The organism is Streptomyces sp. NPDC052687, assembly GCF_040678395.1.
Taxonomy (GTDB): domain Bacteria; phylum Actinomycetota; class Actinomycetes; order Streptomycetales; family Streptomycetaceae; genus Streptomyces.
This window is the reverse complement of sequence record NZ_JBFATR010000029.1, coordinates 38,685-64,269: the sequence shown is the minus strand read 5'-3', so window position 1 is coordinate 64,269 and position 25,585 is coordinate 38,685. Positions and strand designations below refer to the sequence as shown.

Sequence of the window (25,585 nt, the reverse complement as noted above, 5' to 3'; positions counted from 1 at the left end):
CTCACCGTTCTTCGTGGTCGCTGTCGCCGCGTGCGGCGTCTTCGAGTTCACTCAGCACCTGTTCCTCCACCAAGTCCGCCAGGGCGGCGACGGTGCGGCCCACCAGGACGTCGCGGGGCGTGAGGCGCACGCCGAAGGCGTCGTTGGCGCGGGAGGCGATGAGCAGGGCGCGCAGGGAGTCGCCGCCGAGGGCGAAGAAGTCGTCCTCGGCGCCCACGGTGGTCTCCAGGGCCTCCTCCCACAGGGCGGCCACGGCTTCCTCGGTGGGTGTCCGGGGCGGCACGTGTCCGGCGGTCCGCTCCTCCGTGCCGGGGACGGGGGCGGGCAGCGCGGCCCGGTCGGTCTTGCCGTTCTCCGTCAGCGGGAAGCGGTCCAGCGTCACGAACGCCGAGGGCACCATGGGCCCGGGCAGGGTGCGGGCGGCGAAGGCCCGCAACTCGGCGCCGGTAGGCGGTTCGGCGCCGGGGGCGACGAGGACGTGGGCCACCAGGCGCGGCAGGCCCGGTTCGTCCTCCCGCACGCTCACCACGGCGTCCAGCACCGCCGGGTGGCGCACCAGGGTGGCCTCCACCTCGCCGGCCTCGATGCGGTGGCCGCGCAGCTTGAGCTGGTGGTCGGTGCGCCCGAGGTAGTGCAGTTCGCCGCGGGCGTCGCGGCGGACCAGGTCGCCGGTGCGGTACATGCGGGTGCCGGGCGGCCCGAACGGGTCGGCGAGGAAGCGCGACGCGGTCAGGCCGGGGCGGCCCAGGTAGCCGCGGGCCAGGGCCGGCCCGGCGAGCCACAGTTCACCGGGCACGCCGTCGGGGACGGGGCGCAGGCGCGTGTCGAGGACGTATACGGCGGTGGCGGGCAGCGCGCGGCCGATGGGCGGCGCGGTGCCGTCCGGTTCCAGCGGGTCGGACCAGGTGGCGACGACGGTGGCCTCGGTGGGCCCGTAGGAGTTGACCATGCGGTGGTGCGGCGCCCAGCGGGCGACCAGTTCGGCCCGGCAGGCGTCCGCGCCGACCACCAGGGTGCGCAGGTCGGGCAGGGTGCCGGGGGTGTCCGGCGGGAGGGTGGCGAGCGCGGCGGGCGGCAGCAGGGTGTGCGTGATGCGCCCGGTGCGCAGGACGGCCGCCAGTTCGGCGCCGAGCAGCGGGCCGGGCGGCGGTACGACGAGGGCCGCGCCGTTCGGCAGGGACATGCACAGCTCCAGCACGGACGCGTCGAAGCTGGGCGTGGCGAAGGCCAGCACCCGGTCTCCGGCGCGGACCTGGTAGTGCGCGGCCTCCGCGGCGGCGAACGCGGCCAGTGCCCGGTGGGTGACGACGACGCCCTTCGGGGTGCCGGTGGAGCCGGAGGTGTAGATGACGTAGGCGGGATCGTCGAGATCCAGCGGGCGGCTCCGCTCGGTGTCGGTGGGCCGGTGGCCGGGCGTGCCGTCGGGCGGTGCGGCGAGCAGGTCGGCGACCTCCTCGGCGGTGAGGGTGACGGCGGGGTCCGCGTCGCGCAGCATCAGCGCGATCCGCTCGGCCGGGTAGCCGGGGTCCACCGGGAGGAACGCGGCGCCCGCCTTGGCCACGGCGAGCTGGGCGAGGACCATGTCCGCCGAGCGCGGCAGGACCAGCGCGACGATGTCGCCGGGCCCCGCCCCGCGCGCGATGAGCCGGTGTGCGAGCCGGTTGGCGCGCGTCTCCGCCTCGGCGAAGGTCAGCAGCCGCTCCCCCGTGTCGAGGGCGGGCCGGTCGGGCCACCGGTCGACCGCGGCCTCGATCAGCTCGGGCAGCGTCACGGGGGCGGGCGGCGGCAGTTGCGGGCGGGCGGGTGCGTTCAGCAGCCGGTGCCGCTCGGCGGGCGGCAGCACGTCGACGGCGTGCAGCGGCGCCCCATCCCCCGTGGCGGCGAGCGCGGTCAGGGCGTGCGTCAGCCGGTCGGCGAGGGCGCGGGCCGTGCCCTCGTCGAAGTACCGGGGGTCGTAGCCGAGTTCCACGCTCAACTCGTGGCCGGGCGAGACCACCACGGTGAGGGGGTAGTTGGTCGCCTCGCGGGCGTCGAGGTCGCGTACGCGCACGCCGTGCGCGCCGGCGGTGGCGTCGCCGACCGGGTAGTTCTCGAACACCAGCAGGCTGTCGAACAGGGGCGTGCCGGGGGGCAGGTCGCTCCACTGGTGCAGGTCGGTCAGCGGCACGTGGTCGAAGCGCCGGTCCTCCGCGCGGGTGGTTTGCACCTCCCGCAGCCACGCGGCGCACGGCGTGGACTCGTCCACGGTGACCCGCGCGGGCAGGGTGGTGATGAACAGGCCGGTGATGGTGTCGGCGCCCGGGAGGCCGGCGGGCCGTCCGGAGACGGTGGTGCCGAAGCACACCTCCCGCTCGCCGCTGAAGCGCGCCAGCAGCAGCGCCCAGGCGCCCTGCACCAGGGTGTTGAGGGTGAGCCGGTGGCGGCGGGCGTAGTCCGTCAGCCGGGCCGTGCGGTCCGCGTCGAGCCGCTGCGACAGCCAGCTGCCCGACCGGGCGGCGGCGCCCGGGGCGGGCCTGCGGTCGTACGGCAGCGGGGTGGGCGCGGCGAGGCCGGCGAGGGCGGCCTTCCAGTGTTCCTCGGCCGCGGCGGTGTCCCGGCCGGCCAGCCAGGCGGCGTAGTCCGCGAAGGGCCGTCGCCGCGGCGGCCGCGGCTCGGTCCCGGCGGCGAGCGCGGCGTGCGCCTCCAGTACGTCCGACAGCACGTGGAAGACGCTCCATCCGTCCAGCAGGACGTGATGGAAGGTCCACACCACGCGCACCTCGTCCGGGCCGAGCCGGATCAGGGTGACGCGCAGCAGCGGGGGCCGGTCCAGGTCGATGCCACGGGCGCGGTCCTCGTCGAGCAGCTGCCGCAGTTCGGACTCCCGCCGGTCCGGGTCCAGGTCGCTCCAGTCGAGGTGGGTGACGGGCAGGGTGACGCGGCGGTGCACGGTCTGCAGCGGGACCGGCACCCCGGTCAGGGTGACGGCGGTGCGCAGGACGGGCGTCGCGTCCACGACGCGCTGCCAGGCGGCCGCCAGCAGCGCGGGCTCGCGCACGCCGTCGGCGACGAAGGTGATCTGCTCGACGTACAGGCCCTCGCCCGGCTCGTCCATGCCGTGCACGACCATGCCGGTCTGGGTGGGCGTGAGCGGGTAGACGTCCGTCACGTCGCGCCCGTCGCCGACGAGCCGGTCGACGGCCGCCTGGTCGAGGGCGGCCAGCGGGAAGTCGGACGGGGTGCGCCCGCCCGCGCCGGGCTCCGCGCAGTGCCGGACGATGCGGCGCAGTTCCTCCGCCGTCTCCTGCGCGAGCCGTGCGACGGTGTCGTGCCGGTGCACGCGGCGGGAGTACGACCAGGTGAACTCCAGTCGCTTGCCGGTGACCCGGCCGAGGACGTCGATCAGGTGCGGCCGGTCCGCGGAGCGGTCCATGCCGCCGGTCAGCCCCTCGTGGGGGGCACGCAGCAGGCCGCCGTCGGCCGCGCTCCAGTTCTGCTGTCCCAGGTAGTTGAAGCTCACCTGCGGCAGGGCGGGCAGTTCGCGGCCCGCCGTGGGGTGCAGGTGCCGCAGCGCGCCGTAGCCCACTCCCCCGCGCGGTACGGCCCGCAGGTTCTCCTTGACGGTCTTCAGCGCGGTGCCGGGGCCGGCGTCGCGGGGGACGTCGAGCCCGACGGGGAACATGGTGGTGAACCAGCCGACGGTGCGGGAGAGGTCGACGTCGTCGAAGAGATCCTCGCGGCCGTGGCCCTCCAGCGCGACCACCACCCGGTCCTCTCCCGTCCAGCGCGCCAGGACCCGGCCGAGCGCGCACAGCAGGACGTCGTTGACGCGGGTGCGGTAGGCGTCCGGCACCTCCTGGAGGAGCCGGCGGGTGTCCTCGGCACCGAGACTCACCGTCACGGTCTCCTCGTCGGCGGCGGTGTTGCCGCCGGGGAGGTCGGTCGGCAGGGCGGTCGGGCGCAGGCCGCTCCAGTGCGCGATCTCGTCGTCGAAGCCGCCGTCGGCGGTGTGCGCGGCCAGGCGCCGGGCCCAGTCGCGGAAGGAGGTCGTCTTCGCACCCGGGTCGGGGGTCCGGCCGGCACGCAGCGCCCGATGGGCGGTGTCGAGGTCTTCGAGGATCACCCGCCAGGACACCGCGTCGACGACCAGGTGGTGGGCGGCCAGCAGCAGCACGGGCGGCCGGTCGTCGTCCCGGTGGCACAGGGCGGCCTTGAGCAGCGGGCCCCGCGCCAGGTCGAACCCGGCGCACAGGTCGGCGGCCACGCGAGCCGGTTCCCCGCGGGGATGCACCTCCAGGTGTGGGTCCGCGCCGGGCGGCGTGCCCGTCTGGCGCCACTGCCCCTCGCCGTCCTGCTCGTACCGCATGCGCAGCGCGTCGTGCTGCTCCAGCACCGTCGCGAGGGCGGCGCGCAGCAGTGTCTCGTCGGTGTCGGGCGCCACCTCGAAGGAGACGGCCTGGGTGAAGCGGGCCGGGTCGCCGGTGAGGGTGTCGAGCAGCCAGTGCTGCACGGGCGTCAGGGGTACGTCTCCGACGACCGGGCCCTGGTCGGCCGTGGCGGTGGCCGTGGCGGCCGGTGACTCCTCGATCGCCGCGGCCAGTTCGGCGATCGTCTGGTGCTGGAAGAGGTGCCGGGGCGTCAGTGTCAGTCCGGCGCGGCGGGCCGCGGAGACGATCTGGATGCCGAGGATGGAGTCTCCGCCGAGCGCGAAGTAGTTGTCAGTCGCGCCCACTTCGGGCACGCCCAGGACCTGCGACCAGATCGCGGCGAGGGTGTGCTCGGTGGCGGTGCGCGGCGGCCGGGCGTCCTCCGCGGTGACGGCCGCGGACCACACCGGTTCCGGCAGGGCCCGCCGGTCCAGCTTGCCGGTGGCGCCCAGCGGCAGCCGCTCCAGCGGCACCACGACCGCCGGGACCAGGTGGTCGGGCAGGGTGCGGGCGAGGAAGGCCCGCAGGTCGGCCGGGGCCGGGGCGTCACCGGCGTGTGGCACGGCGTAGCCCACCAGGCGCTTGTGGCCGTCGTGTTCCACGACCCGTGCGGCGGCCTCGGCGACCTGCGGGTGCCGGGCCAGCGCCGCCTCGACCTCGCCGAGTTCGATGCGGAAGCCGCGCACCTTGACCTGGTCGTCGCCGCGGCCCAGGTACACCAGGTCCCCGCCGGCCGTCCAGCGGACCAGGTCGCCGGTGCGGTACATGCGGCTGCCGGGCGGGCCGAACGGGTCGGCGAGGAAGCGGGAGGCGGTCAGGCCGGGCCGGTTCAGGTAGCCGCGGGCCACTCCGGTCCCGGCGAGGTACAGCTCGCCGGGTGCCCCGACGGGCACGGGCCGCATCCGGGCGTCGAGGACGTAGGCGCGGGCGCCGCCGACGGGCCGGCCGATGGGCGGGCTGCGGTCGGGGTCGGCCGGGTCGCAGGTGAAGGCGGTGGCGTAGACGGTGGCCTCGGTGGGGCCGTAGATGTTCATCACCCGGCAGCCGGGGATGGCCTCGCGGACCTGGCGGACGGCGCGGGCGGGCAGTGCCTCGCCGGCCAGGACGACCGTGTCGGCGGTGACGTGCACGGTGTCCTCGGCCAGCAGGCGGCCGAGGGCGGAGGGTACGGCGCTGAGCAGCCCCGCCCGCCACGGCTCGGGCCGTTCGGCGAGGGCGAGCAGGTCGCGGACGACCTCGACCCGGCCGCCCGCCAGCAGCGGCGAGAGGATCTCGAACACCGACACGTCGAAGTTGAGCGACGTGGAGGCCACCACGTGGGCGAGCCCGCGGCCGGTGAACTCGGCGGCGGCCCAGTCGGTCAGAGCCACCACCGACGCGTGGGAGACGACGACGCCCTTGGGCCGGCCGGTGGACCCGGAGGTGTGGATGACGTAGGCGGGGTGGTCCGGCAGCAGCCGGGTGCGCCGCTCGTCCTCGGTGACGGGCGCGGCGGACACGGCGGCCAGCCGCACGGCGCAGTCCGGGTCGTCCAGGGCGATCCGCGTGTACGGGCCGTCCGGCAGCCGTGCGGAGGTCTCCGCACTGGTGATCACCGCGTCGGGGCGTACGTCGTCGAAGAGGAACGCGATGCGTTCCGCCGGGTGACCGGGGTCGACGGGCAGGTAAGCGGCCCCGCTCTTGAGGACCGCCAGGAGCGCCACGATCAGGTCGGCGGTGCGGGGCAGGGCCAGGGCGACGAACCGCTCCGGTCCGGCGCCGGCCTCGATCAGCAGGCGGGCCAGGCGGTTGGAACGCTCATCGAGCTGCCGGTACGTAAGGTGGCCGGTACCCGCGCTGACGGCGAGGGCGCCGGGGGTGCGGGCGGCCTGGGCCGCGAAGGCGTCCGGGAGGGTGTGCCGCGGCAGCCTCGCCACCGGTCCGGCGAGGCGGTCCAGCAGGCGTTGTCCGTCGGCCGGGCCGAGCGGAGAGAGGTCGGCCAGCCGGCGGCCGGCGTCGGCGGCGAACTGGGTCAGCAACGTGCGCAGGCTCGCGCCCAGCCCTTCGACGGTGGCGGCGTCGAAGACGTCCGGGTCGTAGTCGAGGGTCACCGTCACGTCGTCGCCGGGCGCGACGACCACGCTGAGCGGGTAGTTGGTCGGCTCCACGTCGCGTTCCTGCTCGACGGCGAGTCCGTGCCGGGCCAGGGCGCCCGCGTCGAACGGGTAGTTCTCGAAGACGACGATGCTGTCGAACAGGCTGGTGCCGCCGGGCACCTCGCTCCACGACTGCAACTGGGCGAGGGAGACGAAGTCGTGGCGCCGCGACTCCGACTGAGCGGCCTGCACCTCGCGCAGCCACTCCAGCACCGGGCGCCGCCCGTCGATGCGCAGCCGCGTGGGCAGGGTGTTGATGAACAGGCCCACCATGGAGGTCACGCCGGGCAGTTCGGCCGGGCGGCCGGAGACGGTCGTGCCGAAGACGACGTCGTCACCGCCGCCGTAGTGGTGCAGCAGCAGCCCCCAGGCGCCCTGGAGCACCGTGTTGACGGTCAGCCCGGCCCGCTGGGCGGTCTCGCGCAGCCGCGCCGAGACGTCCTGCCCGAGGGCCACCCGCACCGTGCCCGACGAGGAGGCCCGGTGGGCGTCGGCGGGCCGCCGGTCGCGCGGCAGTTCGGTGGGGCTGGTGAATCCGGCGAGGGTCTCGCGCCAGTAGCGTTCCGCCCGGCCGGTGTCCTGGGCGGCCGCCCACTCCAGGTAGCGGGCGAAGGGCACCCGGTCGGGCACCTGCGGGCGGCGGCCGGCGGTCAGGGCCGCGTACCGCTCGCATACCTCGTCGAACACCTGGGCCGCGCTCCAGCCGTCGAGCAGCACGTGGTGGAACGTCCACACCAGGCGCACCCGGTCCGGAGCCAGCCGGATCAGCGCCAGCCGCGTCAGCGGGGCCGCGCCCAGGTCGATCCCGGCCTCCCGGTCCGCGTCGAGCAGCGACTCCGTCTCCCGCGCGCACCGCTCGGCGGACCACCCGGTCCAGTCGTGGTGGGTGACCGGCAGGGCGGCCCGCCGCTCGACCACCTGGAGGGGTTCTGCGGTCTCCTGCCACACCAGGCGGGTGCGCAGAATCGCGTTGGCGTCGGCCGTGCGCTGCCAGGCCTCGGCGAGCGCGTACGGGTCGGTGACGCCGTGCAGGACGACCTGCACCTGGTTGACGTAGGTGCGGGCCTGGGGGTCCATGAGGCTGTGGAACAGCATGCCCGCCTGCATCGGCGTCAGCGGGTACACGTCCTCGACGCCGCGGCCGTCGCCCACGACCCGGTCCACGGCGGCCTGGTCGAGCCGGGCCAGCGGGAAGTCCGAGGGCGTGCGGCCGCCGGCCCGCGGGTCGGCGCAGTGCGCGACGACCTCCTCCAGCGATCGCAGCATGCCCTCGGCGAGGGAGGCGATCGTCTCCTCGCGGTGGCGTCCGCCGCTGTAGTGCCAGGTGATCTCCAGTTGGTCGTCCTCGACGCGGGCGATCACGTCCAGCAGGTGCGGACGCGGCGCGCCCGGGTCCTCCGCACCGCCCAGACCGCCCGGAACGCCCCGCACCAGCGCGCCGTCGGCGGCCGACCAGTCGAACCGGCCCAGGTAGTTGAAGCTGACGGCGGGCAGGGGCGCGGCGGCGAGCCGTTCGTCGCCCGCGAGGTGGCGCAGGGCGCCGTAGCCGATTCCCCGGTCGGGCACGGCCCGCAGTTGTTCCTTGACGGCCTTCAGCGCGGCACCCCAGTCGCCGTGGGGCAGGTGGAGGGCGACCGGGAAGAGGCTGGTGAACCAGCCGACCGTGCGGGACAGGTCGAGGTCGTCGAAGAGCTGGTCCTCGCGGCCGTGTCCCTCCAGTCCCACGGCCACGGTGCCGCGGCCGGTCCAGTCGGCCAGGACGCGGCCGAGGGCGGTCAGCAGGACGTCGTCGACGCGGGTGCGGTAGACGCCGGGCACCTTGCGCAGCAGGTCGTCGGTGCGCTGCCGGTCGAGGCGTACGGTCACGGCGCGCAGGTCGGTGACGGTGTTGCCGCCGTCGAGGTCCACGGGCAGGGGTTCGGCGCAGTGCCGGGACACGTCCTCCCAGTGGGCACGCTCGGCGGCGAGGTCCGCCTCACCGGTGCGTTCGGTGAGCCTGCGCACCCACTCCCGCACCGACGTGGTGCGCTGCGGCAGTTGCACCGGCTCGCCGGATCGGGCCTGCCGGTAGGCGGTCTCCAGGTCCTCCAGCAGGACACGCCAGGAGACGCCGTCGACGATCAGGTGATGGGCCGTCAGCAGCAGGCGGGCGGTCCGGCCCTCGCCGGTGAAGAGGCGGGCGGCGATCAGCGGACCGGTGTCCAGCCGGAAGCCGGTGTGCGCCTCGTGGGAGAGGCGGGCCTCGGCCTCCTCGGCGGCGCGGGCGTCCAGGCCGCGCAGGTCGTGCACCCGCAGCAGCTCCGGAACCTCGGTGTCCGCGGCGGTGTACTCCTGGTGCCAGGTGCCGTCCGCCGCGCGGGTGAAGCGGGCGCGCAGGGCGTCGTGGTGGGCCCAGAGCGCGGCCAGGGCGGCGCTCAGCGCGCCGGGGTCGACGTCCTCGGCCGTCTCGACGAGCAGGGACTGGTTGAAGTACTCCGGGCGGGACGGTTCGGCGTCGAGGAACCAGTGCTGGATCGGGGTGAGCGGGACCTTCCCGGTCACCGGGCCGGTGCCCGCGACGGTCGCGGCGGCGCCGGTCGCGGCGGCGGCCAGGGCGGCGAGGGTGGGGTGGCGGAACAGGTCCCTCGGGGTCAGCGCGAGCCCGGCGGTGCGGGCGCGGGAGACGACCTGGATGCTGACGATCGAGTCGCCGCCCAGCATGAAGAAGTGGTCGTCCAGGCCGACGCGTTCCACACCGAGCAGCTCGGCCCAGATCCCGGCGAGCACCCGCTCGGCCCCGGTGCGCGGCGCGCGGTAGGCGGTGTCGGCCGCCGCCGACCACTCGGGCTCGGGCAGCCGTCGCCGGTCGACCTTGCCGTTCGCGGTCAGGGGCAGCTCGGCGACGGTGACGAACGCGGCCGGGACCATGTAGTCGGGCAGTTCCCCCGACACGTGGGCGCGCAGTTCGGCCGCCTGCGGCAGGGCCGCGCCGGGGGCCGGCACCAGGTGGGCGACCAGGCGTTTGCGTCCCTCGTGCCGCGACACCGACACCACGGCCTCGGCGATCGCCGGGTGGGCGGTGAGCCGGGCCTCGATCTCGGCGGGCTCGACGCGGAAGCCACGGATCTTGATCTGGTCGTCGACGCGTCCCACGAAGTGCAGTTCGCCGTCGGCGCTCCAGCGCACGATGTCGCCGGTGCGGTACATCCGCGTGCCGGGCGGGCCGTAGGGGTCGGCGAGGTAGCGGGCCGCCGTCGCGCCGGGGCGTCCGGCGTAGCCGCGGGCCAGTCCGGCGCCCGCCAGGTAAAGCTCTCCGGGCACGCCGGGCGGTTGCGGCTGGAGCGCGCCGTCCAGGACGTAGACGCGGGTGTCGTCCAGGGGGCGGCCGATGGGCAGCGTCGCGGGCAGCGCGTCACCGGCTCGGAAGACCCGCCGGGTGGCGAAGGTGGTGGTCTCGGTCGGGCCGTAGACGTCGACGACGGTGAGGTCGGGGCAGGCGTCCAGCACCCGCCGGACCGCGGCGCCGGGCACGGCCTCGCCGCCGGTCCACACCTCCCGGGCGCCGCGCAGGCAGGCCGGGTCCTCCTGGGCGAGCAGGCGGAACAGGCCGACCGTGAGGAACAGGCAGGTCACGCCCTGTTCGGTGATCGCGTGGCGGACTGCGGCCGCGTCCAGGTCGCCGGGCGGGGCGAGGACGGCCGTGCCGCCGCGCAGCAGCGGCACCCACAGCTCGTAGGTGGAGGCGTCGAAGGCGTGCGGGGAGTGCACGAGGACGCGGTCGTGGCCGGCGAAGGCCCGGTCCAGGGCGAGCGCGGCGACGTCCCGCTGCCGCGCCGCCACGCCCTTGGGGACGCCGGTGGAGCCGGACGTGAACATGAGGTACTGGACGTTGTCCGGGTGCACGCGCGCCACCGTCGCGAGGCCGGTGGTCGCGGCGGTGTCGTCGTCCGGCCGCAGCACGCGCCCTTCCGGGAGGAAATCCGCGGCCGTCTCCTGCCACTCCGCGTCCGTGAGCAGCAGATCGGCGCCGGCCTGCGCGAGCATCGTGCGCAGCCGTTCGCGCGGCGCCCTGCCGTCGAGCGGGACGTACACGCCGCCGAGGCGGGCGAGGGCGAGCTGCGTGACGACGAGGGCCGCCGAGCGGTCCATGAGCACGCCGACGGCGGCCTCCGGGCGCACCCCGAGCGCGGCCAGTCGGCCGGCCAGGGCCGCCGCCCGGTCGTCGAGCTCGCGGTAGGTGAGCCGTTCGGTACCGGCGAGCAGCGCGACGGCGTCGGGAGTGCGCTCCACCTGCGCGGCGAAGAGGCCGGCGGCGGTCGCGGCGGGGGTGCCGGTGGCCGTGTCGTTCCACTCGTGGAGGACCTGTGCGCGGCGGGCGGCCGTCAGCAGGGGCAGGCGCGCGGGCGTCTGCCGCGGTGTGGCGGCGAAGCTCTCCAGCAGGACGGTGAGGTACTCGGCCATCCGTTCGACGGTCGGGGCGTCGAAGAGGTCCGGGTCGTAGCCGAGGCGCAGGGCGAGTTCCGGGCCGGGGTAGGCGACCAGGCTGAGCGGGTAGTTGGTGGTCTCGATGCCGTCCAGGCCGGTCAGCCGCAGCCCGTGCGCGGCGGCGAGATCGTCGTCGACCGGGTAGTTCTCGAACACGACGATGCTGTCGAAGAGGGCGGCCCGCTCGGGCAGGTCGGTGTACGCCGTCATCCGGTGCAGCGGCACGTGGCCGTGGCGGCGGTCCTCGCTCTGCTCCTGCTGGAGCCGGTCCAGCCAGGTGAGCAGCGGCTCGTCGCGCGGCACGCTCACGCGGCTGGGCAGGGTCGCGATGAACAGGCCGGTGATGGCGTCGGCACCGGGCAGTTCGGGCGGCCGTCCGGAGACGGTGGTGCCGAAGACCACCTCGTCGCGGCCCGCCTGGCGGCTCAGCAGCAGTGCCCAGGCGCCCTGGACGAGGGTGTTCATCGTCAGGCCCGCCGTGCGGGCCAGCTCCGTGAGGGCCCGGGTGGTGGCCTCGGGCAGGGTGACGCGCACCGCCTGTGTCGACTCCGCGCGGTGGCTCTCGCGGGGCTCGCGGTCGAAGGGCAGCGCGGTGGTCTCGCTCAGCCCGTTCAGGCGGGTGAGCCAGTGCCGTTCGGCCTCGGCCAGGTCGGCGCGTTCGCGCAGCCAGGCGACGTAGTCGCGGAAGGGGCGGCGGTCGGGCAGCGCGATCTGTGCGGTGCCGGACAGGCCGGCGTGGCAGGCGAAGACGTCGGAGAGGACCTGGAACAGGCTCCAGCCGTCCAGGATCAGATGGTCGAAGGACCACACGACACGCACCGCGTGGTCGGATACCCGGGCCAGCACGAGGCGCTGGAGCGGTGCGCGGGTCAGGTCGAGGCCACGGGCCCGGTCGCGGTCGAGCAGGTCGCGCAGCCGCTGCTCCTGTTCGGCGCCGGACAGGCCGCGCCAGTCGGGCAGTTCCACCGGCACGGTGGCCCGGTGCTGCACCACGAGCAGCGGCTCGGGCACGTCCTGCCACACTACGCGCGAGCGCAGCACGGGTGTGCGGTTGGTGACCCGCTGCCAGGCGTCCGCCAGCACAGCCGGGTCGGGCACGCCGTCCAGGACGAACGTCAGCTGCTGGAAGTACACGCCGCGGTCGTCCTGGGAGAGCTGGTGGAAGAGCATGCCGGCCTGGGTGGGCGTGAGGGGGTGGACGTCCTCGACGCCGGCGGGGTCCTCCCCCGCGATGCGGTCGACGTGCGTCTGGTCGAGCCGGGCGAGCGGGAAGTCCGAGGGGGTGCGTCCGGCGGCACCGGGGCGGGCCGCGTACCGGGCGAGACCGGCCAGCGCCTCGGCGTACCGTTGCGCGAGGTCCGCGACGGTCTCCGGGCGGTGCAGCCGCTCCGAGTAGAACCAGGTGAACTCCAGGCTGTCGCCGTCCAGCCGTCCTACGACCTCCAGGGCGTGCGGGCGCGGTGCCGAGGGGTCGGCGTCCAGCTCCAGCGGGCGCGCCAGCCCGCGGTACAGCCCCTCGGATGTCTCGGACAGTCCGAAGCGGCCCAGGTAGTTGAAGCTGATCTGCGCGCTGGTCGCCGGGGGCGGTGTGCCGTCGCGGTCCGACAGCGTCAGGGCGCCGTGGCCGATGCCGTGCCGGGGCACCGCGCGCAGGTGTTCCTTGACCTGCTTCAGCACGGTGTCCCAGGACTCCCCGGGCGGGACGGCCAGGGCGACGGGGTGGCGGGTGGTGAACCAGCCCACGGTGCGGCTGGTGTCGACGTCGGCGAAGAGGTCCTCGCGGCCGTGGCCCTCGACGTCCACCAGCACCGTCTCGTACCCGCTCCAGCCGCACAGCACCCGGCCGAGGGCGGCGAGCAGGACGTCGTTGGCCTGCGTGCGGTACGTCTCGGGCAGGGTCCGCAGCAGCGCTTCGGTGTCCTGGGGGCCGAGACGCACCGTCACCGACCGCTGCGAGGCGTAGGTGTTGTCGCCCTCCTGGTCCGCCGGCAGGACGGTCCCGGCGCCTTCGGCCACCCCGGTCCAGTACGCCTTCTCGTCGTCGAAGCCGCCGGCGGCGGTGTGCGCGGCCAGGCGCTCGGCCCACTGCCGCACCGGGGAGGACTTGCGGGGCAGCGCCGAGGCTCCGTCCCGGCCTTCGCGCCGGGCGCGGTAGGCGCGGTCGAGGTCTTCGAGCAGCAGGCGCCAGGAGACTCCGTCCACGACGAGGTGGTGGGCGGACAGGTGCAGGACGGGCGGCCGTCCCGAGCCCCGGTCGTGCAGGACGGCGCGCAGCAGCGGGCCGCGGCTCAGGTCGTACGGGCCGAGGTGCGGGGTGTCGGTGTCGGGGCCGGTGTGGCGGGTGAGGCGGCAGCGCGCGCCGGGGCCGTCGATCAGCCACCGTACGCCCCCGTCGTCGGTGAGGAAACGGGAGCGCAGTGCGTCGTGGTGGGCGAGCACGTCGTCGAGGGCGGCTTCCAGCGCGGTCGCGTCGACATCGGCGGGCACTGCCACCGAAAGCGTCTGAGCGAAGTGTCCGGCCCGCTCGGCAGCGCTGCCGAAGAGCCAGTGCTGGATGGGCGTCAGCGGCGCGCTGCCGGTCGCCTCGACCGGTGCGCTGGGGGCGGCGGGCCGGCGGCTGCCCGCCTCGTCGGCGCGGCGGGCCAGGGCGGCGACCGTCTGGTGCCGGTAGACGTCCCGCGAGGTGATCGTCAGGCCCGCCTGCCGGGCCTGGGCCACGACCTGGATGCTGAGGATGGAGTCGCCGCCCAGCGCGAAGAAGTTGTCGTCCGCGCCGACGCGGTCGACGTGCAGGACGTCGGCCCAGATCGCGGCAAGGGCGCGTTCGGTGGGTGTCCGGGGCGCGACGTGGCGTGCGGCGGATCCGGCCGGCGCCGGGTCGGGCAGCCGGCCGCGGTCCAGTTTCCCGTTGGGGTTGAGCGGCAGGGCGGGCAGCACCACGACGGCCGAGGGGACCATGTAGTCGGGCAGGGTGCGCCCGAGTTCCCGGCGCACCGCCTCCGGTTCCACGCGGGCGCCGGGGGCGGCGACGACGTATCCGGCCAGGCGGCGGTGGCCGTCGCCGTCACGGACGGTGGCGGCGGCCTCGGCGACACCCGCGCAGCCGCGCAGTGCCTCCTCCACCTCGCCGAGTTCGATGCGGAAACCGCGCACCTTGACCTGCTGGTCGATGCGGCCCAGGTACTCGAGCTGGCCATCGGCCCGCCAGCGCACCAGGTCGCCCGTGCGGTACATGCGGTCCCCGGGGGCGCCGAACGGGTCGGCGACGAAGCGGGCGGCGGTCAGGCCGGGGCGGCGCAGATAGCCGCGGGCCAGCCCGTCACCGCCGAGGTACAACTCGCCGGTGACGCCGGGTGGCTGGGGGCGGAGCAGCCGGTCCAGCACGTAGGCGCGGGTGCGGGCGACGGGGCGGCCGATGGGCGGGGGCTGGTCGGGGAGGGTGCCGTCGGCGAACCAGGCGGTGGCGTAGACGGTGGCCTCGGTGGGGCCGTAGATGTTCGCCACCTCGGCGGCGGGCATGGCGTCCCTGATGTCCCGTACGGTCCGGGCGGGCAGGGCCTCGCCGGCCAGGACGACGGTGTCCGCCTCGATGGCGCCGGCGCCCGTGCCGCCGCCGAGTACGCGGGATAGCACGGACGGCACGCCGCTGAGCAGTCCGGCCCGGCGCGGGCCGGAGCCGTCGGCGGGGGCAGGGAGGTCGGCGAGGGCGGGGAGGTCGGCGACCACCTCGACGCTCCCGCCGACCAGCAGGGGGCACAGCAGCTCGAAGACGGACACGTCGAAGTTGAGGGAGGTGGACGCGACGACGTGGGAGAGCCCGCTCCGGCCGAAGGTGTCCCGCGCCCAGGCGGCCAGCGCGGCCACGCTGTGATGGGTGACGACCACGCCCTTGGGGCGGCCGGTGGAGCCGGAGGTGTAGATGACGTAGGCGGGGTGGGACGGGTGCAGCGGTGCCGTCCGGTCGGCGTCGGTCAGGTCGGCGTGGGCGTCGCCGTCGGCGCCCTCGACGTCCTCCAGCAGCAGCACCTCGCAGTCGCCGGGGAGCGCGTGCGCCGTCTCACGGGTGGCGAGGACGAGGGCGGGGGCCGCGTCGGTGAGCATGAAGCGGATGCGCTCGGCCGGGTAGCCGGGGTCGACGGGCAGGTATCCGGCGCCGGACTTCAGTACGGCCCACAGCGCGGGCAGCAGGTCGGCGGTGCGCGGCAGGCAGAGCGCCACCAAGGACTCCGGGCCCGCGCCGCGCGCCGTGAGGAGCCGGGCGAGACGGTTGGCGCGCCGGTTCAGCCCGGCGTAGTCCAGCCGGGTCTCGCCGCAGGTCACGGCGGTCCGGTCGGGTGTCCGGGCCACCTGCTGCTCGAACAGTGCCGGGAGCGTGGCGTCGTCGGCGCGGTCCTCGGCCGGCGCGGGCGGGTTCCAGGAGGCCAGAAGCGTGTGCAGCTCGTCGTCGGACAGCAGCGGCAGTTCGGCCAGCGTCCGGTGCGGGCCGTCCGCCATGCCTTCCAGCAGGCGGTGCAGCTGCCGGCTCATCCGGGCCACGGTCGCCGCCTCGAACAGGTCGGTGTTGTACTCGACCGTCAGCTCGCAGCCGCCGTCGGCGCGCGGCGCGAACTCCAGCACGAGGTCGAAGCGGGCGGCCGGGCGGGGCAGCGGATGCTCCTCGATCCGCACCCCGGCCGCCATCGGCGGCCGGGCGGGTGCCGCCTGCTGCACCACCAGCACCTGCACCAGCGGGGTGCGGCTGGGGTCCCTGGGCGGGGCGAGTTCCTCGACCACCCGGTCGAAGGGCACGCCGTCGTGGGCAAAGGCGTCGAGCACGGTCGCGCGCATGGTGTGGACGAACCGGTCGACCGTGGCGGCGTCGTCGACCTCGCCGCGCAGTACCACGGTGTTGGCGAAGAAGCCGGTCACGTCCTCCAGTTCGCGGCGGTCCCTTCCGTTGGTGACGGTCCCGAACGCCACGTCCCGCTGTCCGGAGTAGCGGGAGAACAGCACGGCCGCCGCCGCGGCGAACAGGGTGAAGAGGGTGGTGCCGCGGCCCGAAGCCAGATGCCGCAGCCGGTCCACCAGGTGGGGCGGGATGTCCTGGCGGTGTGCCGCGCCCGCGGTGGTGCGCACCGCGGGGCGGGGCCGGTCGGTGGGCAGTTCGAGTTGCTGGAGACCGGCCAGGTGGCGTCTCCAGTAGGCGAGGTCTGCGGCGTCGGCGTCGGCGGTGCGCCGCTCGTGCTCCCACAGCGCGAAGTCCGGGTACTGCGTGCCCGGCCGGGCAAGCCCGTCCGGTTCTCCGGAGGCCTCCGCGCGGTAGAGCGCCGCCAAGTCCCTGGTCAGGACGCCGACCGACCAGCCGTCGGTGACGATGTGGTGCTGGGCCAGGAGCAGCACATGGTCCTCGGGCGCCCGGCGGATGAGCAGCGCCCGGGTCAGGGGCCCGGTCGTCAGGTCGTGCGGGCGGCGCAGCTCCTCGGTCAGCAGGTGCTCGACGGCCTGGTCACGCCGGTTGGCGGGCAGGTGTCCGACGTCGGCGGTGCGCAGGGGCAGTACGGCCTCGTCGGCGACCAGCTGGACGCCCTGGCCGTCGACGGTGGCGAGGGTGGTGCGCAGGGAGTCGTGACGGGCGGCGAGCCGGTGCAGGGCGCGGTCCAGGGCCGGTGTGTCGAGCGGGCCGCGCAGCCGCAACGCCACACCGGTGTTGTACTCCGTCCCGCCGCCCGTGAGGTCGTCGAGGAACCACAGGCGCCGCTGGGCGCTGGAGAGCGGGACGGGCTCGCCGCGCGGGGCGGCGGGGATCGGCTCCGGCGGGGCGGCGGCCGACGGCTCGGCGGCCAGCGGGGCGAGCGCGGCGACGGTCCGCGCGGTGAACACGTCGCGCAGGGTGAGCCGGGCGCCGAGGGCTTCCCGGATGCGGGTGAGGGCGCGGGCGGCGAGGATCGAGTCGCCGCCCAGGTCGAAGAAGTCGTCGGTGACGCCGACGGCGTCGACGCCGAGGACGTCGGCCCAGATCCCGGCCAGGGTCCGCTCGCCGTCGGTACGCGGCTCGACCTGCTCCTCGGTCCGGGTGCCGCCGGGGGCGGGCAGCGCCCGTAGGTCGATCTTGTGCTGCGGGGTCAGCGGCAGCGCGTCCAGGACGACGACGGCGGAGGGCACCATGTGGGCCGGCAGGGCGGCGGCGAGGGCGGCGCGCAGCCGGGCGGGCTCGGGCCGGCGAGCCGGGTCGGCGGGGGTGACGTAGCCGACGAGCCGGCCGCGGGCGGGTTCCTCGTCGCGGACCACGACGACCGCTTCGCGGACGTCCGGGTCCTGGATCAGGGCGGCCTCGATCTCGCCGGGTTCGATGCGGAACCCGCGCACCTTGACCTGGCGGTCGACCCGGCCGAGGAACTCCAGTTCACCGTCCGCCCGTTGGCGTACCCGGTCGCCGGTCCGGTAGAGCCGGGCCCCGGGCGGCCCGGAGGGGTGGGCGACGAACCGGGTCGCGGTCAGGCCGGGGCGGCCGAGGTAGCCGCGGGCCAGCCCGTCGCCGCCCACGTACAGCTCGCCCTCGGTGCCGGGGGGCACCGGGCGCAACGCCGCGTCCAGGACGTGGGCCTCGGTGCCGGGCAGCGGGCCGCCGATGGCCGGTGTGCCGGTGCCGGTGGTCAGCGGTCCGGTCCAGGTGGCGACGATGGTCGCCTCGGTCGGCCCATAGGAGTTGATCATGCGTCGGCCGGGCGCCCACCGGTCGACGAGCGCGGCCGGGCACGCCTCGGCCCCGACGATCAGGGTCCGCAGTGACGGCAGGCCGCCGATGTCCGCCGGGTCGGGCAGCGTGGCGAGGGCGGCGGGCGGTATGAGGGCGTGGGAGATGCGGTGCTCGTCCAGGACGGCGGCGAGTTCGTCGCCCAGCCAGGGCCCGTGCGGTGGGACGACCAGCATGGCGCCGGACAGCACCGAGACGCACAGCTCCAGTACGGAGGCGTCGAAGCTGGGCGAGGAGAACTGCAGCACGCGGTCGCCCGGGCCGACGGCGTACCGCTCGGCGGCCGCCGCGGCGAACCCGGCGATGCCTCGGTGGGTGACGGTGACGCCCTTGGGGACACCGGTCGAGCCGGAGGTGAAGATGACGTACGCCGCGTGGTCGGGGAGCACCCGGTGGGCGGGCGCGGTCGCCTCCCGGCCCTCGTCGTCCAGCAGTGCGCGGACCCGGTCGAGGTCGTCCAGGACGACGGCCGGTGCGGCGTCGGCGAGCATCAGTTCCCGGCGTTCGGCGGGGTAGTCGGGATCGACGGGCAGGAAGGCGGCACCGGTCAGGGCCACGGCCAGCTCGGCGGCGATCAGTTCCATCGAGCGCGGCAGGCCCAGTGCCACGGTCCGCTCCGGTCCGGCGCCGTTCGCGGCGAGGTGGGCGGCGAGCCGGCCGGCCCGCCGGGCGAGTTCGCCGTACGACCAGATGCGGCGGCCGTCGGTCACCGCGGGGGCGTGCGGGTCGCGCGTCACCCAGCCGGTGAACACCTCACCGAGGGGGACGTGCCGGGCGGCGTGGTCGGCACGGGCCGGCGGGACGGGACCGGCGGAGGCGGGCGTGGCGGGGCGCGGGGCGTGCAGGTCCGTCATCGGGGAGCAGTCCTTCGGGCGGGGGCGGCGCGCGGACCCGGCGCGCCGCTCGCGGGCGGCGCGCGGGCACACCGGAGCGGTGCGGGGGTCCTTGCGTACGGGGCGGGTGCGTGACGGGTGGCGCGGGACGCGGTCGGACGGCGGCGGTGCGGCGGCGGCGGCGCGTTCAGACGGCGGTGGCGCGGCGCGCGGTGCGTCCGGAGATCTGCAGGCGGTCGATGGCCCCGGTGGCGGGGTCGCGGTGGAAGCGGCCGCCCGGTTCCGCCCGGCCGGTGGCCGGGTCGACCAGATCGCAGGTCAGGTCGGCATAACACATCAGCGGAATGGGATAGTCGCCGTCGACGGACAGGGTGGGCGTGCCGTTCCCGTCGAGCTTGACCGCGTACTCGGTGCCTCCATTGCGGTAGGTGCCGGCGCAGTCCGGGAGCGGTACGACGGGACCGCGGCGGGAGTCGGCGGCCGGGCCGGTGGGCACCCGTACGCCGGTGAGCCGGGCGAGTTCCGCGGCGAGGTCGCGCCACAGGGCGGTGGCACCGCCGGCGTTGCCGGTGAAGGCGACGACCACGCCGCTGTCCGGATCGGCCCGCAGGTGGCAGGAGGTGCCTTGGGCGTTCCCGTCGTGGCCGCACCACACTCGCCCGTCCTGCCTGAAGAGGGCGAGGCCCAGGCCCCAGGAGTCCGCCAGGGCACCGGGGTCGGCGGCGGGTTCGGGGCGTCGCATCCGGTCGGCGACGGCGGTGGGCAGCGCGGTGGACCGGCCGACGACGGCCCGGCCCAGGGCGGCCAGGTCCTCGGCGCTCGCCAGGAGGGCGCCGGCCGGGGCCTCCACCGGGGCGAGGTTCTGGTGGGCCGGGCGCAGCAGGCCCGTGGCCGTGTTGAGGGCGTGGCCGGAGGCGACCGGCCGCGCGGGGGCGGCCTCGCCGAGGAAGGCGGGGACGATGCCCAGGGGGCCCAGTAGGAGCGCCCCCAGCGCTTCCTGCCAGGTCATGCCGGTCACTTCGGACAGGATGCGGCCGGCGGCGACATAACCGGCGTTGGAGTACGAGAAGCCGGTTCCCGGCGGGAAGAGGGCGCTGTGCGCGGTGCAGACCGCGGAAAGGTAGCGGGAGACGGTGGTGCCGGCGGCGCTGTCGGAGTCGGGTCCGGTGGGCAGACCGGCGGTGTGGCTGAGCAGGTGACGCGCCGTTATCTCGGGTATGTCCCGTAACTCGGGCAGCAGTTCGGCGGCCGGCTCGTCCAGGTCGAGGTCTCCGTCGTCGGCGAGGAGCACGACGGCAGCGGCCGTCGCAACCTTCGTGACGGAGCCCAGGGGTACGGCTGTCTGCGCGGTGAGCGGGGTATGCGTCAAGGCCTCAGCCGTGCCGGTGTACACGCTGAGGGTGTCGGTGCCGGTGTGCACGGTCAGCTGGGCACCGGGCACGCGGTGGGCGCGCGCGAGGGAGTCGAGGCGGCTCTGCACCTCCTCGTACAACAGGGACGAGGGCCGGTCGGCGGCCGGAGCGGCGGTCGGATGCGTCATGGGGAGCTGACTCCTGGTGAGAGCGGGTGGGGTGAGGGACGCAGGCGGCCCGTGGGGAGAGCGGTGCGGGACGTGCGCGTTGACGCGGGTTACGGCCTGGTGATGGCGATCGGCAGGTGGCGTACGCCGACGATGACGGCCGGGTTCTGGTACGTGACGTCGTCGTAGGAAGGCACCTCGATGGTGGGGAAACGTTCCATCAGGGCGCGCAGCGCGATGCGCGCTTCCAGCCGGGCCAGGGGGGCGCCGAAGCAGAAGTGGATGCCGTGGCCAAAGGTCAGATGGGGATTCGGACTGCGGGCCACGTCGAAGGCGTCCGGAGAGGTGAAGCGGGAGGGGTCGCGGTTGGCGGCCCCCAGGTGCGCCATCAGCAGAGTGTCTGCCGGGATGTCGTGGCCGCCGAGCACCACCGCCCGGGTGGTGCGCCGCCCCAGTTCGGGGAAGGGCGGCAGCCAGCGCAGGACTTCCTCGATGGCGTCCGGTAGTCGGTCGGGGTTCTCCCGTAGTGCGGCGAGGGTGCCGGGATGCCGGTCGAAGGTGACCATGGCGTTGCCGAGCAGCGCGGTGGTGGTGATGTGCCCGGCGACCAGCAGCAGGGCGACGAATCCGACGATCTCCTGATCCGCCAGTCGTGTACCGTCCACCTCGGCGGTGAGAAGCCTGCTGGTGAGGTCGTCACCGGGATGGGCGCGGCGGTGCCGGATGTGGTCCAGCACGTAGCCGTTCATCTCACGCACGGTCGGGGCGATGGCCTCCAGCGCCCGTTCCAGGTCGGCCATGTCGAGGCTGTCGCCGAGCTGGTCGCCGCCGAAGAGGATGCCGGCCCACTCCTGGAACAGCCTGTGGTCCTCGGCGGGAATACCGAGGAGTTCGGCTATCACAATGATCGGCAGCGGGTAGGCGACGGTGTCCACCAGGTCGAACCGGTCGCGGTCGGCGACGCCGTCGAGCAAGCGCGCGCACACCGCTTCGATGCGCGGTGCGAGTCCGTGGACCACTCTCGGGGTGAAGGCCTGGCTCACCAGAGTGCGCAGCTTGCGGTGTTCCGGAGGATCCATCCCGACGAAGTTGCCCTGCCGGAAGGCCTCGAAGTCCTCCTGCGTGGGGGCGATCGGCGTCATGTCGGAGGAGTACGTCGCCGGGTCCGCGAGTATTGCCGAGACGCCCTGATGGTCCACGACATGCCACTGCTGCCGGTCCTCGTCGTACGTGACGGGGCCCGCATCGCGTAAGGACCGCCACCGCTCGGGTAAGGCATCAAGTGGCGATGTGGCTCCGGTCAGTTGTGTGCTTGTCACCGTTTCTCCTTGGGTGAGAACGCGCCGGCCCGACGGTGGGTTACCGACGATGCCCCGATGCGACGGTGCCGTGGGTCGCCGCGGGCAACAGTGGGCTTCATGGCCGCGGCCACCGGACGTGGCACCACGAGGCGGCCCTCGCTTCGCGCCAGGTGGCCGCCGCGCGGCCCCGGCGGGGCCGGGCCGGGAGCGACCGGCCCTGTCCGGCGGTTCACGGCATGCCGGCCCTGGCGTCAGCGCACCTGAGAACAGCTTCCGGACAGTCGGGCTGCGGATGCGAGCGTTCCGGGCGCCCGCCGAGCGGCGGGCAGGCCCGCACCTGCGCAGCCTGGCAGCACAGGCCCCGGGCACCAAGCAGACACCACAACAACCCCCCGGCGACTTCTCCCGCGCAGCAACCCTGCGCAGGAACTCCCGTGACCCACGATTCCGCACTTCACATGCCGAAAACGCGCCTTCGACAGATCAATACGGGCCGATTGCGCTCACAGTTTTCACGTCGAGTCACGAGATGGCAACCCCCCGAAATCGCGCGGGAGATGGCCGTCAGGTGTCCCACTGAGAAGGGCGTGTATCCCGGTGCTGCACACTCAAACCTGGTGCTGCTGGCAGGATTTCGGCCGTCCTCGACATCCGGGGGGACAACCCCCATCACCCCCGTACCACTGCCTCGATCACACAGCCACCCACCCCGCGAGTTTCAGCCAGAAAGGCGGCGGTTCCCCCCAGGGCCCACCGGGTTGTCGGTCCCTCGGCACAGCCGCGGCGCCGAGGCGGAGCCGGCGCACGCAGGGAGCCGAAGGCGCGCACAGTCGCCCACGCGCGAGGGCGCCGCGTCAAGGGAAGAGCAGCAGTTCGGTGGGGCCCCGGCGGGCTGCGGGTGCACCGTCCGTCATCGGTCGCCGAACTCAGCGCACTCGGCGACGAGGCGCACGACAGTGTCCGGGTGGTCCGACAGGAAGAAGTGTCCGCCAGGGAGCATTTTCAGCCGGAAGCCGGCCGTGGTGTGCCTCTTCCAGGCTCCGGCTTCCTCCGCCGTCACCTGGGGGTCCCGGTCCCCGGTCAGGCACAGGACCGGCGTCTCCACCACCGCGTCGGGGGCCGGCCGATACGAGGTGACTGCCCGGTAGTCATTGCGTACGGCGGGCAGCACCAGGTCCATCAGGTCCGGGCTGCTCAGGATCGCCGCGTCGGTCCCGCCGAGGCGTGCGAGGTGGTCGAGCAGGTCCTGGTCGGAGTCGAACGTCTGGGCCTCTTGCGTCACCGACGGGGCGGCACGACCGGAGACGACCAGGCGGCAGTGGGCCGTCAGCCGGTCATGCCCGAGCCGGAGCATCGACTCGAAGGCGACGGACGCTCCCATGCTGTGGCCGACAAGCACGAGCGGCACGGGCTTTGCCGCCCATCGCCGCAGGGACGGCACCAGCCGGTCGGCGAGCCCTTCGACCGTCGTCACGAACGGTTCACCCCAACGCTCCTGCCGCCCCGGGTACTGAACGGCCGCGACGTCGTACCCCTCGGGGAACCGCTGCGCGAATGGAGCGTAGAACGAGGCGGCGCCTCCGGCGTGCGGAAAGAACAACACCCGCGCGCGAGCATCGGCGGCACCGCGCAGTGGCTTGATCCAAGAATCCTTCCTCGCCATAGGCCTCCTCACCCTTCGACATGCGGCCGGGCCCGGCCACCGGGTCCCGTTGCTCCAGAGGGGTTACTTCCCCTCATTGTGCTCCCGGGCACTGACAACCAGGCCTGAACGCGTAGCAATTGCCCGCACCTTGGGGAAGACTTGACAGGAGTGGGCCGGGCAGCGGCCATTCGGCCGCAATGGCGCCTGGCTACGCAGTGGTGTGATCGCGTTCGGGCGGGTGCGCCTACGCGCGGGCTGTACGGGCTCCTGCGAGTACTTCTCTGCGCCCAGTCCTTCCACCTGAAGATGGGCAAAGCCTGTCAATGCAGTGGCGGGGACGGCACGCGCAGGCGGGCTGCCTCCAGGGACCGGATCTCCGCCTGCCCCGGCCGGCGAGCGGCAGCACGCCTTCGGACGCATACCTCTGCCGCGCATCGCGTCGGGCCGGTACCGGCTTCGGTGCCGGCTTGAGGTGCCCGTGGGCATGAGTTTGCCGTCCAACCTGAAGGCTGGTTCGGAGGCGGGCTGGGCGTCAGTGCCGGCGCGTAGGTTGAGCGGGTGAGCCGGGATGTATTCATCATGCGCTTTCGCCCGAGGTTGCGGCGGTCGACGAGGTGGACGAGGACTGAGAGCCGCCGAGTCCGGGGGCGGGCCGAAGTGTTCGCGCTGTCCTTGCAGAGGTGCTGCCGGGCATCGAATACTCACCGAATGGGTGGGGCGATCAGGAGGGCTCAGGCTTCTCCATCAGCACCCCGGTCAACGAGGCCGAGGACGCGCCGGTCGCCGGAGTCAGTCTCTTTATCCATGGGGACAGCGAAGCAGCAGCTCACGCCGCTAGGTGAACTGCTCGTGCGCCCCGGCCTCCCGCAGCGTGTTCACCAGCGCGGCGACGCCCCCCGGATGGTCTAGGGCGGCGTGTGCGGCGGGGTCCCGGGCCAGCAATGCCCTCTGTGGGCGCCGGCCGGCATCGTCGCCCTGCGCGGCCTGAGCCTGCGCCTGGTCATCAACAACCCGCCCCCGCTGCGCCGCAGTTCAACGTCTACCCCGCGTTCCACTTTCCGCCGCAGTCCACGCCCGAGCACGACGACCTGGACGACGAACCCGACAACGTCCACCCGCTCCAGCGCTGACACCGCATCCCACCTCGTCCAGCACCACAACCGAGCACCGAGGGAACCTGAGGAAGCCGCAGTTGGCGGAGACCGAGTTGTGGGTCGGCACCTTCCATGGGAGCCACGATGGCTTCCCCTCCAGGGCACCGCGACCCGCGACGTCACCCGCCCCGAGCCGTATGCCTGGACGTGCACGTGCGGCGCGCCCCGCTCCTTCCCACTCAGGGCGTGAAAACAGTAAGGGCACGCACCCGAACTGGCGCTTATCGCTACTGTTCAAACAGTTGTGCTCTTTGAGGGCGGCGGAGTCAGAACGGAAGGGGTTGGCCCATGTCACCGCGCGGAGTGGCGACGCCGGACGTACGCGAACGGCTGTTCACGGCCGCCGAGCGCGTCGTGGAAAGAGGTGGCCCCGGCGCGCTCACCAGCCGGTCCGTCACGACCGAAGCGGGCTGCGCCAAAGGGCTGTTGCATACGCACTTCGCAGGGCTCGACGAGTTCGTGGCCGAGCTCTGTCTCGACCGGTTCGCGCGGACGGCGGCGAAGGCACAGTCACTGTCGGGGCTCGTCGGGCAGGGCGCGGTGGCGCAAAACCTTGAAGCCGTCGCCTTCGCGCTGTTCGACTCCGGCGGTCCCGCCATCTCGGGCCTGGCCATGACCCGCCCTGCCGCCGCGGTGCGTATCCGCGAGGCTCTCGAAGGCGGGGCGCCCGGCTTCATCGCGATTCGGGAGGCCATCACCGGCTACCTCAAGGCCGAGCAGGGGCTTGGCCGGGTGGCTGAGACGATCGACCCGGACACGGTCGCCCTCGCCATAGTCGGCACTGCCCACCACCTCCTGATGACCGGCTGGCCCAGCACGCCGGACCCACGGCCTGCCCTGGCACGCCTGGTGGCCGCGATGATGCACGGCTAGTGAGGAGCAGGCCGCCCGGTCGACTAACACTCCGTAGTGCGTTGCAAGTTCGGCATACGCCTTGTTGATCTTCGGGTCGACGCCGGTCTTGAGGTTGTCCGGGACGAGCCGGCGCAGGACGCCGCCGAAGTAGCGGAAGGCCGCGACGTGCGCTTCCGTCCACGCGTGCTGGTCCAGGTGCAGCACCGGCCGGACAAACTTGTGCCGCGAGCACGGCAGCACCATCACGAACGCCCAGACCCGGTGGCGCTTCCCGGTCCGCGGATCGATACACGGCCCGAGGAAGCCGTAGTCAATCTGAGCCTCCGAACCGGGCTCGATGTCGTCACGCAACACTGTGACGTGCGACTTCGCCACCTCGTGCGGATGCGTCGTGTGCATCCATCGACGGAACGAGGAGATCGGCACCTGCAGTTTGTGTTCGTCACGCAGGCGCTGGTGAATCGTCGAGACGGTCACCGTCCCGAGCAGGCTCTTGATGTAGTCGCGGTGCTGGTCGATGTTCGGACAGGTCACCTGCCT

At 74.2% G+C, this 25,585-nt stretch carries 5 protein-coding genes and 1 pseudogene; 1 reads left to right on the top strand and 5 read right to left on the bottom strand.

The features are described 5' to 3' along the window. Window position 1 precedes the first annotated feature (1 nt). The 4 genes from AB0K92_RS22320 to AB0K92_RS22305 all read right to left on the bottom strand — a co-directional run bounded on the left by AB0K92_RS22320 (window position 2) and on the right by AB0K92_RS22305 (window position 23,054). Window positions 2-18,592, bottom strand: a complete 18,591-nt coding sequence (locus tag AB0K92_RS22320) for a non-ribosomal peptide synthase/polyketide synthase (protein WP_365925420.1) — start codon at window positions 18,590-18,592, stop codon at window positions 2-4. A gap of 166 nt (window positions 18,593-18,758) precedes the next feature. Continuing rightward, a complete protein-coding gene (locus tag AB0K92_RS22315; protein WP_365925418.1) occupies window positions 18,759-20,111 on the bottom strand; it encodes a serine hydrolase domain-containing protein in 1,353 nt (450 codons plus the stop codon). 89 nt (window positions 20,112-20,200) lie between these two features. After that, window positions 20,201-21,409 (bottom strand): cytochrome P450, encoded by a 1,209-nt coding sequence (locus tag AB0K92_RS22310; RefSeq protein ID WP_365925416.1) that lies wholly within the window; start codon window positions 21,407-21,409, stop codon window positions 20,201-20,203. Between the two features lie 892 nt (window positions 21,410-22,301). Beyond that, entirely contained in the window at window positions 22,302-23,054 is a 753-nt protein-coding gene (locus AB0K92_RS22305; RefSeq protein WP_365925414.1) for an alpha/beta fold hydrolase, read from the bottom strand. Window positions 23,055-24,478: 1,424 nt separating this feature from the next. Between AB0K92_RS22305 and AB0K92_RS22300 the strand changes: the two genes are divergently transcribed. Continuing rightward, on the top strand, window positions 24,479-25,063 hold the full coding sequence (locus AB0K92_RS22300; RefSeq protein ID WP_365925444.1) for a TetR/AcrR family transcriptional regulator: 585 nt from the start codon (window positions 24,479-24,481) through the stop codon (window positions 25,061-25,063). Window positions 25,064-25,084: 21 nt separating this feature from the next. On the opposite strand, the pseudogene AB0K92_RS22295 reads toward AB0K92_RS22300, so the two are convergent. Continuing rightward, window positions 25,085-25,444: pseudogene (locus AB0K92_RS22295) on the bottom strand (DDE-type integrase/transposase/recombinase); the annotation flags it as partial. Window positions 25,445-25,585: the final 141 nt, after the last annotated feature.